The following is a 15,676-nucleotide window of genomic DNA, read 5'->3' on the forward strand; positions in this document are numbered from 1 at the left end:
ATAAACCTTTCAAAAGGTAAATTTATTCATTTTTCAACCGTAAATAACTAACTCAAGCAAAACTTAATTATCTAGTATTGAGAAAGGATTGTCAATATCTATTATTATAGGAACGTAAACAATAAAAAGCTCTGCAAAAGCAGAGCTTAAGGTATTAATATCATATATAAGAGCTACTTGCATTAAGAAAGTGGGCGAAAACACGAGTCCGTGGATGAAATAAAGTTTAAAGCAGCTTCATATTCAGCTTTAGCCTGTTCAAATTGATTCATAAGGTCTGGAGAAAGTTCTCCTCCTTGCTGCATATGCTGATAGCTATTTTCTAATGCTTGACGAATTATTAAAAAATGCTCGTTTGGTCGGACCATCTCAAACACTCTCCTTCTCTCTATAAAAACAGTTATAAGATTATTTTATACAGAACTCTGTTCGTTTATTCATAGAAAAAGGTTATTTCAAAAACACACTTGACAGATAAGAATAATAGACTTTAAAATACATATAAATTTGAAAATTAAAACTTATTAAGAATGCTTACCGGTCAACCGAAAGCTTCTAATAGTCCTTAGGAAACCTTTTTCTTAATGGACTGTTAGAAGCTTTTATTTTTTTCAAAATAAAAGCTTCTGAAAAGGAGATGCAGATGACTACTTTACAACTCGAACATATTTACAAACGCTATTCTCCATCATTAAATGCTGTTGAAGATTTTAATCTTAAAGTGGAAGATGAAGAGTTTATCGTGTTTGTCGGACCCTCAGGCTGTGGAAAATCGACAACCCTTCGTATGATTGCTGGCCTTGAATCCATATCTGAAGGCGTTCTTTTCATTGGTGGCAAGCAAGCAAATGACCTACCTTCAAAAGAACGGGATATTGCAATGGTGTTTCAAAACTATGCTTTATATCCGCATATGACAGTGTATGATAACATCGCGTTCAGCCTGCAAATTAGAAAGTTTCCAAAAGGGGACATTCATGAGCGGGTGGTGCACGCAGCTAAAATATTAGGCTTAGAAGATTATTTAAATCGAAAACCTCGAGCGCTGTCTGGTGGTCAACGCCAACGTGTCGCTCTAGGCAGAGCGATTGTTCGTCAGCCTCAGTTATTTTTGATGGACGAACCATTATCAAACTTGGATGCTAAGCTTCGTGTACAAATGAGAGCGGAAATAACCAAGCTTCACAAGGCCCTAAAGGCAACCGTTATTTACGTCACTCACGACCAAACAGAAGCCATGACAATGGGAACTCGTCTAGTCGTAATGAAAGATGGAAAAATCCAGCAAGTGGGTACGCCTAAGCAAGTCTATACACAACCAGCTAACCTATTTGTAGCAAGCTTCATTGGAACTCCTGGCATGAACTTTATTAAAGGAATTATAAAAAATAAACAGTTTGTGTTTGGTGAATATGTTCTCCCACTTTTACCTTATCAAGCTGCTCAGCTACATAAGCAAGGCTACAACAATCAAACAGTAATCCTCGGTATCCGTCCTGAACATGTAACAATCAGCATGAAAGCAGAAGCTCATTCTATCCATACACAGATTGCAGTAGCTGAGCTTTTAGGAGCTGATTACATTGTATATACCGAGGTAAATGAGCAGCAATTAACTGTGAAAGTTCCTGCAGATTATACGCTGCAGACAGGCCAACGTATTCACATTACCTTATTACTTACTCACGCGCACTTTTTTGATTCAGACTCAAGTGTCCGAATTGAGATAACTGAAAATTAACCTTATAAAAAGGAGACTTATTTTATGAAAAAACTATTAATGCTATTTTTAACACTCTCTATCTTAATTGCAGGGTGCAGTAAAAGCAGTGAATCATCAGGAAAAGCCGATCAAGTTACTATTAACTTTACTCACTGGCGTGGAGAAGATACAAAAGCGTTTGATGAAATTATTGCAAAGTTTGAAAAGGAAAATCCAACTATAAAAGTAGATATGACTATATTCCCTTCTGACTCTTATCAGTCACAAATTCAGGGCTCTTTATTATCTGGAGAAGGAATTGATGTTTTCGCAAGCTTTCCAGGTAGCCAATTTAATACCATCCAAAAAGCTTCAGGGTTTTCAAAGCTAACAGATGAAAAGCTATTGTCATCTTTTGATGAAAAGTTAATTCAAGTTGGAAAAGTAGCAAACGACCAATATGCCCTTCCTTATCAACTTGTTTACAATATTCCTGTGTACAATAAAGATATTTTCAACAAATTAAACTTAGAGGTCCCTAAAAGCTGGGATGAATTTTTAACGGTTTCAGAAACGCTAAAGAAAAATGGCTATACGCCGATTTTATTCTCTGGTGATGTGAGTCCATCTCAATTTATTAATCCGATGATTATGAACAACCAACCGACTGAAAATGCGCTTCATGAAGTTGAACTAGGTAAGCGCAAGCTAACGGATGATTGGTACGTAAAAACACTTTCTCAGATTAAAGAACTAAACGATAAAGGGTATTTCCAAAGAGATGCTCTAGGTACAAAAAAAGAAAGTGCTGCGGCGCTTTTTGCTCAAGAAAAAGGTGCGATGCTTGCACAAGGATCTTACATGATGGCCACTGTCAAACAGCAAAACCCTAAAATTAATCAAGGATTACTCGCTCCAATTACTGTTGATGAAAAAGATGCAGTTTATGAAGGTGTTCATACCACTACATTTTTGCTTGGAATTGCTGAAAAATCAAAACACAAAGAAGCTGCAGAAACATTTCTAGCTTTTCTAGCTGAACCTGAGATTGCATCAGAATACGCTAACGCAACTGGACAGCTTTTAACTACAAAGGATGTAAGCTATAAGTCTCCTGAGCTAGAAGAAAGCGCAAAGTGGACTGAAAAGAAAACTGTATTCCAGCCTCGCTTTACCATTTTAAATGAACGAGTTACTAAGGCTGTAGAAACGTCTGTACAGGATGTTTTATCGGGAGTTAGCCCTACAGAAGCAGCTAAAAAAGCACAAGGAGAGGTTGATCGTGTCGTTGCACAATAACACATCATTGGCGACAGAAACAGAGAAAGCACCCTCTTTCTCTGCTTCTGTTCTTTCTTATTTTCGTATTTCCAAACTAGGTATTTGGTTATTTATTCTTCCAGGTGCCGCTCTTTATAGCATATTTTTTGTTTTTCCAACAATAGCCGCTTTGTTCTTAAGTACAACGGACTGGAACGGCTTGTCTACTTCATTTTCATTTATAGGAATTGATCATTTCATTGAACTATTTTCGCGTGATGCTATTTTTAAACAATCCATTTCAACAAACTTAAAATTCACGCTTACTGTGCTTATTTTCCAAACGGTTTTAAGCCTATGTCTAGCTTTACTTCTTTATAAAAAGTCACGCTTAAACACATTCTATCGTGCTCTATTTTTTGTACCTACTATTATTTCGTCTGTTTCAATCGCATTCACATGGAATTTTATGTACGATCCCAACATAGGTGGCCTTAATTTATTCTTGACTAAAATTGGCTTAGAAAATTTAACACAGTCATGGTTAGGTAACGGAAAAATAGCCATTTTCAGCTTGGCATTTGTGCAGTTTTGGGCACATACCGGGCAAATGCTCATCATCTTTGTGGCAGGGATTCAAGCTATTCCTAAAGAGTTATTTGAAGCAGCGAGTATTGATGGTGCTTCAAAATGGCAGGTTTTTATACGTATTACGTGGCCACTTCTAGCACCAGCGACCATTATGGTTGTGGCTTATACAACTATTCAAAGTTTTAAAGCGTTTGATTTAATCTTGGCTATGACCAACGGTGGACCTTCAAACGCAACTGAAATTCTATCTACCTTTTTATATCACGAAGCCTTTATTAATTTCAGATTTGGCTATGCTTCAGCGGTATCAGTTATTTTCATGCTGATTATCGGGCTATTAACGTTTTTACAGTTTAAAATTTTGAAGCTGACAAAAATATAAAAGGAGATTTTTATGTTTTCTAAAGTATTTAAACAACTCACGCTCTTAGCTTATAGCGTTATCATTATTACTCCATTAACGCTTGTTCTTTTTACAACCTTTAAAACGACGCCAGAGTTATACAATAGTCCCATCGGTCTTCCAACTAGTTGGAGGCTTGAGAACTATAAACATCTGCTTATTTCAGAACCTCTATTTGGCTATATGAAAAACAGTACAATTGTTACTGTAATTAGTACATTTTTCATCTTGCTACTGGCGAGTCTAATTGCTTACGCTATTGTGCAACTTCCTAAAAAATCTGGATGGATTGTTTATAGTTTCTTTATTGTTGGCATGATTGTTCCAACACAAGTAATTATGATCCCTGTCTTTTTGCTAATGAACACGCTAAATTTGTTAAATACGTTAACAGGGGTCATTCTAGTATCGATTAGCTTTTTATTACCAATTGGTGTTTTTATCATAACGGGCTTTATGAAGACTCTTCCGAAAGAACTGTTTGAAGCCGCTCGTATAGACGGAGCTTCGGAATGGAAAATTTATAGCAAGGTTGCCATACCGCTTTCTATTCCGTCTCTCGCAACGATAGGAATTTTTTCTTTTGTTATTGTTTGGAACGATTTACTCTTCCCTCTTCTATTATTGAAATCAAAAGAAGTAAAAACCTTACCAATAGCACTGCTAGACTTCCAAGGGGAATTCTTGACAAACTATCCCATGCTCTTTACAGCGGTAGTGCTATCATCTATTCCTTTAATTATTGCGTACTTATTCTTGCAGCGCTTGTTCATCGCTGGCATGACGGCTGGTGCAGTAAAGTAAAGAGGGTCCATCATCATGATGGACCCTCTTTATTAGACTTTTCAACGATAAAATACTGAAATCCATACATCAATACAGCTTTAAAAAGAAAAATGCCAAGAAGTTGCGGCTTTTCAACCGTTCCAAATTGAAACATCTTAAGTTTCTTTGTCATGGCCTGAAATGGATAAATAAAAAGCCAATCAGCGATTAAGTTCAACAGCATATATAGGCCAAATCTTCCATATGTAAGTCTCATAATCCACAAAGATCCTGGAATGAAAGGTCCCAAAACTAGCGCCATTTCTCCCGTAAGATAGCGTAAAGGAGGCCTTGGAAACGACCACCATTTAAATTTTTTAGCCACGAAGCTTTCTATAAAAATAAATACAGAAATGAATCCAACTGCGTATTTATATTTTTTAATGTATTTTGCACCTAAAAAAGGAACTGTTAACCAAGATAAAACAATCATACTACCAAAGAATATTTTTGCTTCTTTAAATATCTTCAACTGCTCCCACCTCTTTTAGTAGTATGTACAGAATAATTTGGATTATTGAAGATTTCCCATAAAAAATACACATGCTAAGAAGTAAGCATGTGTATTCCAGTTAGATTAATTTGTTTTACGAGGTGGACGAGGTCCCCAATACTGGTAATAGTCAGTTTTAATAAATCCGTTAAAAAGTTTACGTTTTTTAGTCGCGGGCTTGCCGTAATACTGTTCAAACTGCTCATGAGACGTCAGCATGAAAACAGACCATGTATCAAGTTTTGCAAACGCATCACCCATCTCTGCGTACATCGTTTCGACAGAAGGGCGATCGCTTAGACGCTCCCCGTAAGGTGGGTTTCCAACAATAATTCCATATTCTTTTGGAGTCGTGAAGTCACGCACCTGCATTTGCTTAAATTGAATTAAGTCTCCTAGGCCAGCTTCAAATGCGTTTTGCTGCGCTACTTTTATCATACGATGATCAATATCATGCCCAGCAATATCTAGCTCTTGATCATAGTTTGCTAATTCTTCTGCCTCATCGCGTGCTTTATCCCAAATTTCTTGAGACATCCAAGGCCACTCTTCTGAAATAAAGTCACGATTAAAGCCAGGTGCAATGTTTTGACCAATTAACGCTGCCTCTATCGCAATCGTTCCCGAACCACAGAATGCGTCAACAAATGGACGATCGGGATTCCAAGGCGTCAGCATAACCAATGCTGCAGCTAGCGTCTCTTTTAACGGTGCATCACCTTGTCCAACGCGATAGCCACGCTTGTGCAAACCTGCTCCACTTGTATCAATTGTGATTGTTGCAATGTCTTTTAGCAGTGCTACTTCAATTTTAAACGTAGCCCCTTTTTCTTCAAGCCAACCTGTTGTGATACTATAATGCTTTTTCATTTTATCAACGATTGCTTTTTTTACGATACTTTGGCAATCAGACACGCTAAAAAGCTTTGACTTTACCGATTTACCCGACACCGGAAACTCCGCATCCACCGGTAAGTAACGGCCCCAATCAAGGGCTTTTGTTTTTTCAAATAATTCATCAAACGTACGTGCTTTAAATTGACCAACTTCAATTTTCACACGATCTGCCGTGCGCAGCCATAAATTTGCTCTCGCAATGGCTAATTCATCACCTTCAAAGATGACTTTTCCATTATCTACTTCACATTCGTAGCCTAATGCACGAACTTCTTTTGCTACAAGTGATTCAATTCCCATTGCAGCGGTTGCAATAATTTTATACTTTGTCATTTTTCAACCTCATTTTACTCTCTAATAATGAATACTACGTGTAAAAGTACCATATCCACTTGCGGTAGTCAAAAGCTTTCAAAAAGAAAACGCTTAAACTAATTAGAAAAGGCCCACATATGTGAGCCTCAAAATAAGCGCAATCGTTTGCACTAACCTTTATTATTATACAAAATAAACACGTGTTTCGTATGGTTGTAATGTAAACTCTTGAACCATCTCATCGGTTGCTACTTGATAATTGTGAATAAGCAGTTCTTCTTCTTTAACCTTCACTTCTTTTGGCAACTTAAATTCTTGCTGCTTAGAAGATACGTTACATATAACAATTGCTTTTTTGTCATCTAGCGTACGCGTATATGCATAAATTGCAGGATGATTTTCTAGCAATAAATCATACGTTCCGTAGACAAATACTTCATGCTGTTTACGTAACGCCACAAGCTTTTTATAGAAATTTAAAATCGATTCTTCGTCTGAAATCTGCTTCTCTACATTAATATCAACATAGTTTGGATTTACTTTCATCCAAGGTGTTCCTGTTGAAAAACCAGCATTTTTCGTACGATCCCACTGCATTGGTGTACGTGAATTATCACGACCTGTTTCCCAAATCACTTTCATGATTTCTTCATGATCCTGACCTTTTGCACGTTGAATACGATAGTAATTTATCATACCTACATCATTATAATCTTCGATGCGATCAAACTTTACGTTTGTCATTCCTAACTCTTGGCCTTGATAGATAAAAGGTGTACCCTGCATTAAGAAATAGAGTGCAGCTAAGCATTTTGCACTTTCTTCACGGTATTTCATGCTACCGAACTTATTGATTGAACGAATGTGATCGTGATTCTCAAGATAAAGTGCATTCCAACCACCAATTTGTGCTAAACCTTTTTGCCAATTTGTTAAGATTGTTTTGAACTCAATTAAATCTAGAGGTTCACTTTCTCCTTTATCCCAAAGTCCCATGTGTTCAAATTGAAAAATCATATCAAACTTACCGCTCTCAGCGCCTACCCATTCGTCAGCATCGTCCCACGTAACGCCATTTGCTTCACCAACTGTCATAATATCATACTTAGCAAATGTCTCTTCTTTTAATTCTGTTAAATGTTCTTGAATACCAGGACGATTCATGTGGCCTTCAAACGAAGGTACATAATCTAAACCTTCTGGATTTGGTAAGTCTGGAAAACCAGGTACTTTTTTAATATGCGAAATAGCATCTACTCGGAACCCATCAATTCCTTTATCCAGCCACCAATTCACCATATTATATAGCTCTTGTCGAACCGCTTTGTTTTCCCAATTTAGGTCGGGCTGTTTCTTTGAAAATACGTGCAGATAATATTCTTTCGTCTCGTCATCAAACTCCCAAGCAGAACCATTGAAAATGGACTCCCAGTTGTTTGGTTCATTGCCATCATTACCTTCATGCCAAATGTAATAATCACGATAAGGATTATCTTTTGAAGAACGCGCTTCAACAAACCAAGGGTGCTCATCAGATGTATGATTAATAACTAAGTCCATAATTAATTTCATATCTCGTTTATGAACTTCCTCTAACAGCTCATCAAAATCTGCCATGGTACCAAAATCACTCATAATATCTTGATAGTCACTAATATCATAACCATTATCGTCATTTGGTGATTGATAAATCGGACAAATCCAAATAACATCAATCCCGAGATCTTTTAAATAATCAAGCTTTGAAATGACGCCCTGAATATCACCAATTCCATCTCCGTTTGAATCTTTAAAGCTACGCGGATAGATTTGATACGCTACGGCTTCCTTCCACCATTTCTTTTCCATTTGTTCAACTCCTCACAACATTCCATACAAGTAAGCGCTAGCATATAAAGCGCTACCATCATTTTATACTGAAATGCAATAAAAAAACAGCTATTTTATAAAAAAAGAAGCGAAGGTTTCAAGGAGACCTTCGCTTTTATTTAATTAACTTATGTTGAAAGGCATAGATAACCGCTTGCGTACGATCTTGTACATCGAGCTTACTTAGTAAATTGCTCACATGAGTTTTGACCGTTTTTAAAGCAATAAATAGCTCATCGGCAATTTCTTGATTTGTTTTCCCCTGTGCCATAAGCAACAAGATTTCCATTTCACGTCCAGTTAACAACTCGTGCGGAGAAGAGGGACGACGCATTCTCGTCATCATTTTTCCGGTTACCTCTGGCTCAAGCACAGTCTCTCCTGCATATGTAGCGCGAATAGCTTCCGCAATTTTGCTCGCTTTAGACGTTTTTAACAGGTAACTAGATGCCCCTGCTTCAAGTGCTGGATACACTTTCTCATCATCTAAAAAGCTCGTTACAATGATGATTTTAGCTTCACTCCACTGATCAACAATGAGCTTTGTTGCTTCAATGCCATCCATACCATCCATCACCAAATCCATTAAAATGATATCTGGACGATGCTTTAGTGCTTTCTCTACCGCTTGCTCACCGTTAGCAGCTTCGTCGACAACGTGAATATCTGTCTGAGCAGACAAATACGCTGAGACGCCTATTCGTACCATTTCATGATCATCAACTAACAATACGTTAATCAAAAACAGCTCTCCTTTCTTTTGTCTATTCGTTTTGGATAAGCGGAACCTTTACTTCTAATTTCGTTCCTTGATTTGGTAAACTAACAATTTTCAAGGTAGCCCCTACTTCAACGGCTCGTTCATGCATATTTTGCAATCCATAAGAGCCTACCTTTTCCATTTCCACATCAAAGCCAATCCCATCGTCTTCAATGCGTAGAATAACCAAGCTATCACGCTGAACGAGCAATACCTTCAACATTGATGCTTTAGAATGCCTCAACGCATTGGAGACAGATTCTTGAGCAATTCGAAATAGATGGTCTTCTACTCCTTTATCTAACAAAAATTCTTCCACATTCCACTTCAGCTCCATCGGAACTTTTTGGGCTAATTCTAATAAAAGCTCTGCAATTCCTTCTTGTAACGACTTGCCTTTCAATGCAGCCGGACGCAAATGTAATAGTAGTGCCCTCATTTCTAGCTGAGACTGATTGATCATTCCTTCTACCATTTTCAACTGCTTGCTCTGGGGAGAATCTTCATTCGTTGATTCTGTTAAAGCTGACATGAGCATAGATGCGGCAAAAAGCTGTTGACTCACAGAATCATGAAGCTCACGAGCTAATCGATTTCGTTCTTGAATAATGACTTCTTGAACTCGCTTTTGCTGATCTTCAACTTTTTCATTAGCCATTTTTTGCGACTGTTCCACCTGTTCACTCATTAAGCGCTGAATTTCTTTTGCATTAGATAAAATACTTTCTACCTCTTGAACCGTTGTTTTATCATTCCGGTCTTGATATTGCCGATTTTTCATCTCACGTAATCGATTCTCAACCACTTCAAGCTGCTGTCTCCAAAACAAGCCAGAAGCGCCACCGAAAACTGCTCCCACTGTTAGGCTACTCGTTATGGAAAAAAGAATAAACGGAACGTCAAATACTTCTCGTTCCCATAGCTCTGTAAACTGTTGGATTGGAAATGCCATAAATACGCTAATCGTTATTGTAATAAACGTTGTGAAAGCGACTATGATTCCCCATAGTAACTGGCGCTGAATAATGCTCATATCCGCTTCACCTCTAAACTTCCAACCCCCATTGAAACCATCACTTTGATTTTTTGTGATGCCTTATCAAATTCTGGGGTTTTCATATATACGTTTTGAAGTGGAGCGAAGGGTTGGACATGATCAAAAATGGCAACTGCTCCAGCCATAGAAGAGTGATTAACTGAAATTTCTGTTTCATATGGCACGAAGATGGTTACATTCCCAGCTAACTGTCGGATAAAAATAACCGATTCTCCTTTTGGAAGTACAGTAAAGCTAAGGTCAATTATCACATCGCTCCATACGTTTTGAATATTAATGTCGCTCCATTCATAAACGTTTTCGTCTGTGCGCTGTCGTGATACAAATGAATTCTTCAACAGCTGCCTTTGTGTTCGCAGTGATTCTCGACTTTCTGTTAAAGGCGTAATATATACTGGTTCTTTTTTAGATTTAACAAAATGAAATAAATAATAGAAAAAGATTGCAATAACCAAGAACTGAAATGCGACTGTATTAATTAAGTTTAAAATAGCACCAATAATTCCTATCCAAAATAAGATTTTACCTGACCGCCTTGGTAGACGCTTTCGGCCTATATAGATAAAAGCACCAGCAACAAGGAGTGCAAAAATAAACCCGCTATGAAAAAAGACAACTTCAACAAATAAAATAAAGATCGCTGTAATGATTATGAGATTGAAGTATCCATTGTCTACAATTCTTTTCATGCCGTTCTCCTCCTTTCGCTTCGCAGTGCGTTTCCTTTTGATGAAAAAGGCGCAGCTACTACTACGCCCTTTTTAGAATATCACGTTTTGTCTATGAGATTAAATTTTTTTATCCTAATTACACTTATTTTGCTTCTTTTTGTAAAGCTGCAATTTTGCTATCAATTGTTTGACGATAATAATCAGTATTAATTTGATTTTCTAATTGATCAATATAGCGTTCGATATCCGAAAACTTAGAATATTCATCCGATGCTAGTTCATCGTTGTTTAAAATTGTGTTCATTCGATGATTTGCTCGCGCAACGTTTTCGCGCCCCATCAGTTCCATTCTACGAATATGCATATCCTTCAGTTTATGCTTCATCTCTTCGTATTTGCGCTCTAGTTCATCAAGCTGCTTAGTCACATGCTGAATGGATACGTTTAAACGTTCTGTACGCTCTTCATATTGAGCATGCTCTTTTTGAACAAATTCATACAGGTCATTTTCTTGAGCTTGCAGAGCTACTTCCGCTTGCTGTTGGCGCTTTTCTTTCATTGACTCTGCTAGTTTATATTCACGCACAAGCTGCTCTTTTAATAGATGCTGACGCTCTACTAGCTTTCTAACTCGCTCTGTTTCTTCTTCGGACTGACGCAAATAATAATTCAAAGCGGCAATCGGGTTTTTTTGCTGTTTTTGATCAAGCATATTGTGTAAGTCTGATGAAATTGATTCTTTCATGCGTGTAAAAATATTTTTCATAGTGTTCACTCCTTAATAAGACTGTTTATTTAACTCTGTCCATTGGTTTTCAAAGTTTTGAAATGGATCCTCTGTTTTAGTTATTGTTACTTCACTGTCGTTCCACTTGGTGTATACAAAGTAAAGCGCAATCGCTGCTAATATACCAAACAATGCTGGCACGTTAGCAATCATGCTCAAGATAACAATCACACCAAGCACTGCAAAAGCTGCTTTCTTAAATGAAGATGTTGCCTTTACTACCTGCTTCCATACACCATATAAAATGACAAGCCCTAGCAGCATTAGCATCATCGGTCCTAAGTTAGCAATCAATACAACCGCTGCTGTTAGGCCCAAAATAAATAATCCAAATTTTTTCACCGTGTTGCCTCCTTTCTTTTTCTATTCTCATCTTACCTACAATTCTTTCTTTCCAAAACGAGCTTAAGCTGGATTTTCATCTAAGACCTGAGGCTTAGAACAGAAAAAAGAACACAAAAAAGCTCTTCATGATATGAAGAGCTGGTGCGAATATATTTGGTTAACAACTAGTGTCGACTGCTGTTCAATAGCGTTCTGTAAGCCATGTTTTGTTCCTTTGTACTACAAGCGGCTAGCTACCTCGTACTCCGGTGGTAATTATCTATCTACAAAATGCATGCATTTTGTCCTTCCCTCTGTTCAATTCCTTCAGGAAAGTTCCCCTACCATTATTTGGGTTTCTCGCTCGTGGGGTTTACCTCGTTCCACTCTCATTATTTCTAATGAGACTTCGTCACTGTGGCACTTTCAGAGTATTCAAGCCATATCTTATAAAGACTTAGGCTTTTTCCTCGCCGTTAGCAGTTACGCTACCCTAGCTTATGACTTCACTAGGCACGAACACTACAAGCATCTCAGCCTGTGCGAGCATGGACTTTCCTCTACATCTTCAAAGAGATGCAGCAATTACCCAAACGCTATTGATTACGACCTTTCTAATTATAATAAAAATAGGAGTTAATTGCAACTCCTATTTTTATTATTCATCATTCGTATAACTTGCTACCAAATACGTGCTTCTCAAGATTAGACAAACGTTTTAAAATATCAAAGTTTGTCGTACCAGCTTGCTGCTGTGCTGGTGGCGGCGTGTACGAAGATGCCGTTGTGGATTGTGGACGTTTTGATAACTCTTCCACTTGCTTTTTCAAGCGTAAATTTTCTGCTTGTAATAACTCAATTTCTTCATGAAACGCTTCATAATCTTTAATAATGGAGTCTAAATATTTATCGACTTCCTCTTGATTATAGCCTCTCATTCCTGTTTTAAACTCTTTTTCCAAAATTTCTTTTGCTGTTAAACGAATCTTATCAGCTAACATTTCAATCACCTCGAATACAATAAACCTCTTGTTTATTATAAACCATTTTTTCAGAAATAGCTCAACTTGTCAATTTATCTTGTAAAATGTTTTTCAATATTGTTTAAAAAGATGAAAACTTCTCCTCTTCAACTATATCTTGTAAATCATAGGATGTAATTGTGATGATTGGATAATCGCTCTTTTCAGCCTTATCTTGTGCTACCTTTAACATGAATTTCGGACTACCCTCATGCTCTTCATCATATACAATGCAAATGCCATCACTTTTTTCAATTAAAAATTGATTTTTCAAGCGGAACTGATTAGGACTTTCATACTTCTTTTTTGTGATACTATCCACAAAATCAGCCTGACTCAGAATAAATTCATAAAGTTCTTTATTCGCTTCGTTCCACTTTTCTTCCTGATCTAAAAAAGGGGTTAATACACCAAGCTGTAACTGAGGGTATTCGAGCTGTAAATCAAATACTACTTCCGCAGCCCACAATTCTACACCGAGCTGACCGCTGATTAACACCCATTCAAGTCCTTCTTCGATAAGAGGTACTAAGCGCTTCATGATTGCTTTTTTTATGTATGAAATACCAGGGTGCTGATCATTAAAAATCCCTAATTCAAATGGTTTATAACCTGAAATCGTTAGCACTTTCATCGTGTAAGCACTCCTTTAAACATAAGAATAGGAACTGAAATGTTCAGTTCCTATCAATTCATTTATTTCTTATTAAAATCTTCTTTTTGCACCTGGATATCCTGGCATCATGCCGTTTTCCATTGCTCCCGCTACTTGATTGCCTTGACCTGGCATCATACCTGGCATCATGCCTGGCATTTGAGCACCAGCTACTTGATTCGGCATTCCCGGAGACATTGCCCCACCTACTTGTGTAGGAAATTGTTGCGCCCCACCAAAGAACTGTTGGCTTGTTTGTTGATTTACAACAGATTGTGTTTGTGGAAAATAGTGTACATGTTTAAAGTTCGTTTGATTCACTAGCGTATTATGGCTTGGATGAATATGAGGTACAACTACCTCCTGATTGTTAAACTGTGTACAACATTTTGTTGGATGCACGATTGGTGGCATGCACTTTACTGGTCTTGGATACATGCTGTTTTCCCCTTTCACTGTTTAGTTATTACATTACTACAGTATGTGATAAGGGGTGTACATGTACTAATGTAAACACCTATTTTTCGAAAACTACATCAAAGAAAAGTACGTGTTTTTCATGCTACTAAAAATAATTACCGTCAAACAAACAACTGCGAAAAATGATACTAAAATGACATTTTTCATATTACTTCTCTCCATCTCACCAAAGTTCTATATTTCTGATATAAATTGCTAAAAAAACAATACAACGTCTTATTTTATCAACGTCTGAAAAATAGAACAATATTTAAAATAGAGAAAACGAAAATTTAATAATTTGGAATTTTCAGTAATAAATTGACAATCATTATAAGTTAGAAATATATTTAGTATACTTATCTTTAACCCGATTAACTCGCTTATACAGGGCTTGTATTTTATCATTTTCAATGAACGCTTTTTCTTCTGTCAGCTTTAAGGCTTTTTCTGCATAAAATACCCCACGCTCATAGTTTTTAAACTTATGTTCATATAATTTAGCAAGCTCAACAGCTGCTTCTATTTGAAGAAGTACTGGTGCATTTGACACAACATATAAAAACAACTCTTCTGCCTTTTCAAATTGCTTGTTACGCTTATGCTCAAAAGCAATAGCTCGAATCGCTTGGTATTCTTCATCACTTTTTGCACTAGCTACGTCTTCATACAAAGAGAGAGCTTCTTTCTTCTCACCGAGCTGCTCGTACCAACGAGCGACTTCGAACTTTTCTTTCAAAGTAGCTTGATGTTCAGAGAGAAGCTGCTTTGAAAGGTGAATATAGAGCGTAATTAAAGAAAGAATATCTGACTCATTATGATCCATTACTTCAAATAACCCTTGAGGATTTTTGCTTTCTATGAAATCAAAATAGATCATTGGTGCTAAAAAACCTGGAACATCGTTAACGCGGTCAACGCCTAGTACTTCTTTTTCAACATTTGCAAGCTTAACGGAATCCATTTTATGTTTCCATAGCCTTCTTGAAGCGTGTAGTAAATCAAAATGCCCAAACTTAGGAAGGTTCGGTAAATGGTCTCTCAACAAGGTGTGCCTTGTTTTTACATGAGGCCAATCAAAAGACTTCCCGTTGTAGGTGACAAGAGTTGTATAATCCACGGCTCTTAAAAAACTTTCGTAAAACGCAACTTCACCGCTTGGCTCCGTTAACACATGCTGCCTAAATACCACTTCATTTTCTAACACCTGTGCATAGCCCAGTAAAAAGATGGTTGTGCCTGTTCCCGTACTCAGCCCGGTCGTTTCTGTATCAAAGAAAAATAAATCCGACATTGTATGCCCTTTTGCAGAAAGTGGATGTGACAGCGGAGACTTATTCCATGCTTCTACCACTTTTTTTAGTTCTGAAAATGCATAATGTCCGTGCTTGTGGTCAATCGGATAGCGTACTTCCCGAATCATACAGTAGTTATTCTCGCTAAAATAAGGTTTAGCAAACCTTTCATTCCACTGCTGTTCATAGGCTATTTGCTGATGATCACGCGGCTCACTTTTTAAAACGGGCACTTTTTCTTCCACATGTAAATGCTTTTTCATTCGATTAAGCTTATTTTTTAACGACATT

General features: G+C 37.2%; 17 protein-coding genes and 1 other RNA gene. 4 read left to right on the forward strand and 14 right to left on the reverse strand.

Annotated features, from left to right (window positions below):
• Window positions 1–182 precede the first annotated feature (182 nt).
• On the reverse strand, window positions 183–368 hold the full coding sequence (locus V2145_RS12245) for a hypothetical protein (protein WP_094909619.1): 186 nt from the start codon (window positions 366–368) through the stop codon (window positions 183–185).
• A gap of 275 nt (window positions 369–643) precedes the next feature.
• On the opposite strand from V2145_RS12245, the gene V2145_RS12250 reads away from it, so the two are divergent.
• From V2145_RS12250 to V2145_RS12265, 4 genes are read left to right on the forward strand one after another with little or no spacing between them, the layout of a single operon-like run.
• Window positions 644–1,741, forward strand: coding sequence for an ABC transporter ATP-binding protein (locus V2145_RS12250; RefSeq protein WP_311858572.1), 1,098 nt, complete (start codon window positions 644–646; stop codon window positions 1,739–1,741).
• A 24-nt stretch (window positions 1,742–1,765) separates the two neighbouring features.
• Window positions 1,766–3,001 carry an ABC transporter substrate-binding protein gene (locus V2145_RS12255; protein ID WP_311858573.1) on the forward strand — a complete coding sequence of 412 codons (1,236 nt, stop codon included), beginning with the start codon at window positions 1,766–1,768 and terminating at the stop codon, window positions 2,999–3,001.
• Window positions 2,985–3,935 (forward strand): carbohydrate ABC transporter permease, encoded by a 951-nt coding sequence (locus tag V2145_RS12260; protein ID WP_311858574.1) that lies wholly within the window; start codon window positions 2,985–2,987, stop codon window positions 3,933–3,935. The genes V2145_RS12255 and V2145_RS12260 overlap by 17 nt, the downstream gene beginning before the upstream one ends.
• 12 nt (window positions 3,936–3,947) lie before the next feature.
• Window positions 3,948–4,760 (forward strand): carbohydrate ABC transporter permease, encoded by an 813-nt coding sequence (locus V2145_RS12265; RefSeq protein WP_330987798.1) that lies wholly within the window; start codon window positions 3,948–3,950, stop codon window positions 4,758–4,760.
• A gap of 13 nt (window positions 4,761–4,773) precedes the next feature.
• Here the strand turns inward: V2145_RS12265 and V2145_RS12270 are convergent, their stop codons facing one another.
• The 13 genes from V2145_RS12270 to V2145_RS12330 all read right to left on the reverse strand — a co-directional run bounded on the left by V2145_RS12270 (window position 4,774) and on the right by V2145_RS12330 (window position 15,675).
• The gene (locus V2145_RS12270; RefSeq protein ID WP_094909614.1) at window positions 4,774–5,253 is read right to left on the reverse strand and encodes a hypothetical protein; all 480 of its coding nucleotides are present in this window, start codon (window positions 5,251–5,253) and stop codon (window positions 4,774–4,776) included.
• A gap of 105 nt (window positions 5,254–5,358) precedes the next feature.
• Window positions 5,359–6,504, reverse strand: a complete 1,146-nt coding sequence (locus V2145_RS12275) for a THUMP domain-containing class I SAM-dependent RNA methyltransferase (protein ID WP_311858577.1) — start codon at window positions 6,502–6,504, stop codon at window positions 5,359–5,361.
• A gap of 165 nt (window positions 6,505–6,669) precedes the next feature.
• Window positions 6,670–8,334 carry a glycoside hydrolase family 13 protein gene (locus tag V2145_RS12280; protein WP_311858578.1) on the reverse strand — a complete coding sequence of 555 codons (1,665 nt, stop codon included), beginning with the start codon at window positions 8,332–8,334 and terminating at the stop codon, window positions 6,670–6,672.
• A 136-nt stretch (window positions 8,335–8,470) separates the two neighbouring features.
• Window positions 8,471–9,097 (reverse strand): response regulator, encoded by a 627-nt coding sequence (locus V2145_RS12285; RefSeq protein WP_094909611.1) that lies wholly within the window; start codon window positions 9,095–9,097, stop codon window positions 8,471–8,473.
• A 22-nt stretch (window positions 9,098–9,119) separates the two neighbouring features.
• Window positions 9,120–10,148 carry a sensor histidine kinase gene (locus tag V2145_RS12290; RefSeq protein ID WP_330987799.1) on the reverse strand — a complete coding sequence of 343 codons (1,029 nt, stop codon included), beginning with the start codon at window positions 10,146–10,148 and terminating at the stop codon, window positions 9,120–9,122.
• On the reverse strand, window positions 10,145–10,861 hold the full coding sequence (liaF, locus tag V2145_RS12295; protein ID WP_094909609.1) for a cell wall-active antibiotics response protein LiaF: 717 nt from the start codon (window positions 10,859–10,861) through the stop codon (window positions 10,145–10,147). Before liaF ends, V2145_RS12290 begins: the two co-directional genes overlap by 4 nt.
• A 124-nt stretch (window positions 10,862–10,985) precedes the next feature.
• The gene (locus tag V2145_RS12300) at window positions 10,986–11,609 is read right to left on the reverse strand and encodes a PspA/IM30 family protein (protein WP_094909608.1); all 624 of its coding nucleotides are present in this window, start codon (window positions 11,607–11,609) and stop codon (window positions 10,986–10,988) included.
• A 12-nt stretch (window positions 11,610–11,621) separates the two neighbouring features.
• Window positions 11,622–11,972 carry a lmo0954 family membrane protein gene (locus tag V2145_RS12305; protein ID WP_311858584.1) on the reverse strand — a complete coding sequence of 117 codons (351 nt, stop codon included), beginning with the start codon at window positions 11,970–11,972 and terminating at the stop codon, window positions 11,622–11,624.
• A 193-nt stretch (window positions 11,973–12,165) separates the two neighbouring features.
• Window positions 12,166–12,551: RNase P RNA component class B (rnpB, locus tag V2145_RS12310), an RNA gene on the reverse strand.
• Between the two features lie 68 nt (window positions 12,552–12,619).
• Window positions 12,620–12,955 (reverse strand): cell division regulator GpsB, encoded by a 336-nt coding sequence (gene gpsB / locus V2145_RS12315; RefSeq protein WP_094909606.1) that lies wholly within the window; start codon window positions 12,953–12,955, stop codon window positions 12,620–12,622.
• A gap of 103 nt (window positions 12,956–13,058) precedes the next feature.
• A complete protein-coding gene (locus V2145_RS12320; protein ID WP_094909605.1) occupies window positions 13,059–13,610 on the reverse strand; it encodes a DUF1273 domain-containing protein in 552 nt (183 codons plus the stop codon).
• A 72-nt stretch (window positions 13,611–13,682) separates the two neighbouring features.
• On the reverse strand, window positions 13,683–14,069 hold the full coding sequence (locus V2145_RS12325) for a spore coat protein (protein WP_061785359.1): 387 nt from the start codon (window positions 14,067–14,069) through the stop codon (window positions 13,683–13,685).
• A 352-nt stretch (window positions 14,070–14,421) separates the two neighbouring features.
• On the reverse strand, window positions 14,422–15,675 hold the full coding sequence (locus tag V2145_RS12330) for a ribonuclease H-like domain-containing protein (RefSeq protein ID WP_311858587.1): 1,254 nt from the start codon (window positions 15,673–15,675) through the stop codon (window positions 14,422–14,424).
• Between the last annotated feature and the right edge of the window lies 1 nt (window position 15,676).

Origin of the sequence: Priestia sp. GS2 (assembly GCF_036409025.1) — a bacterium.
Lineage (GTDB): Bacteria > Bacillota > Bacilli > Bacillales > Bacillaceae_H > Priestia > Priestia aryabhattai_A.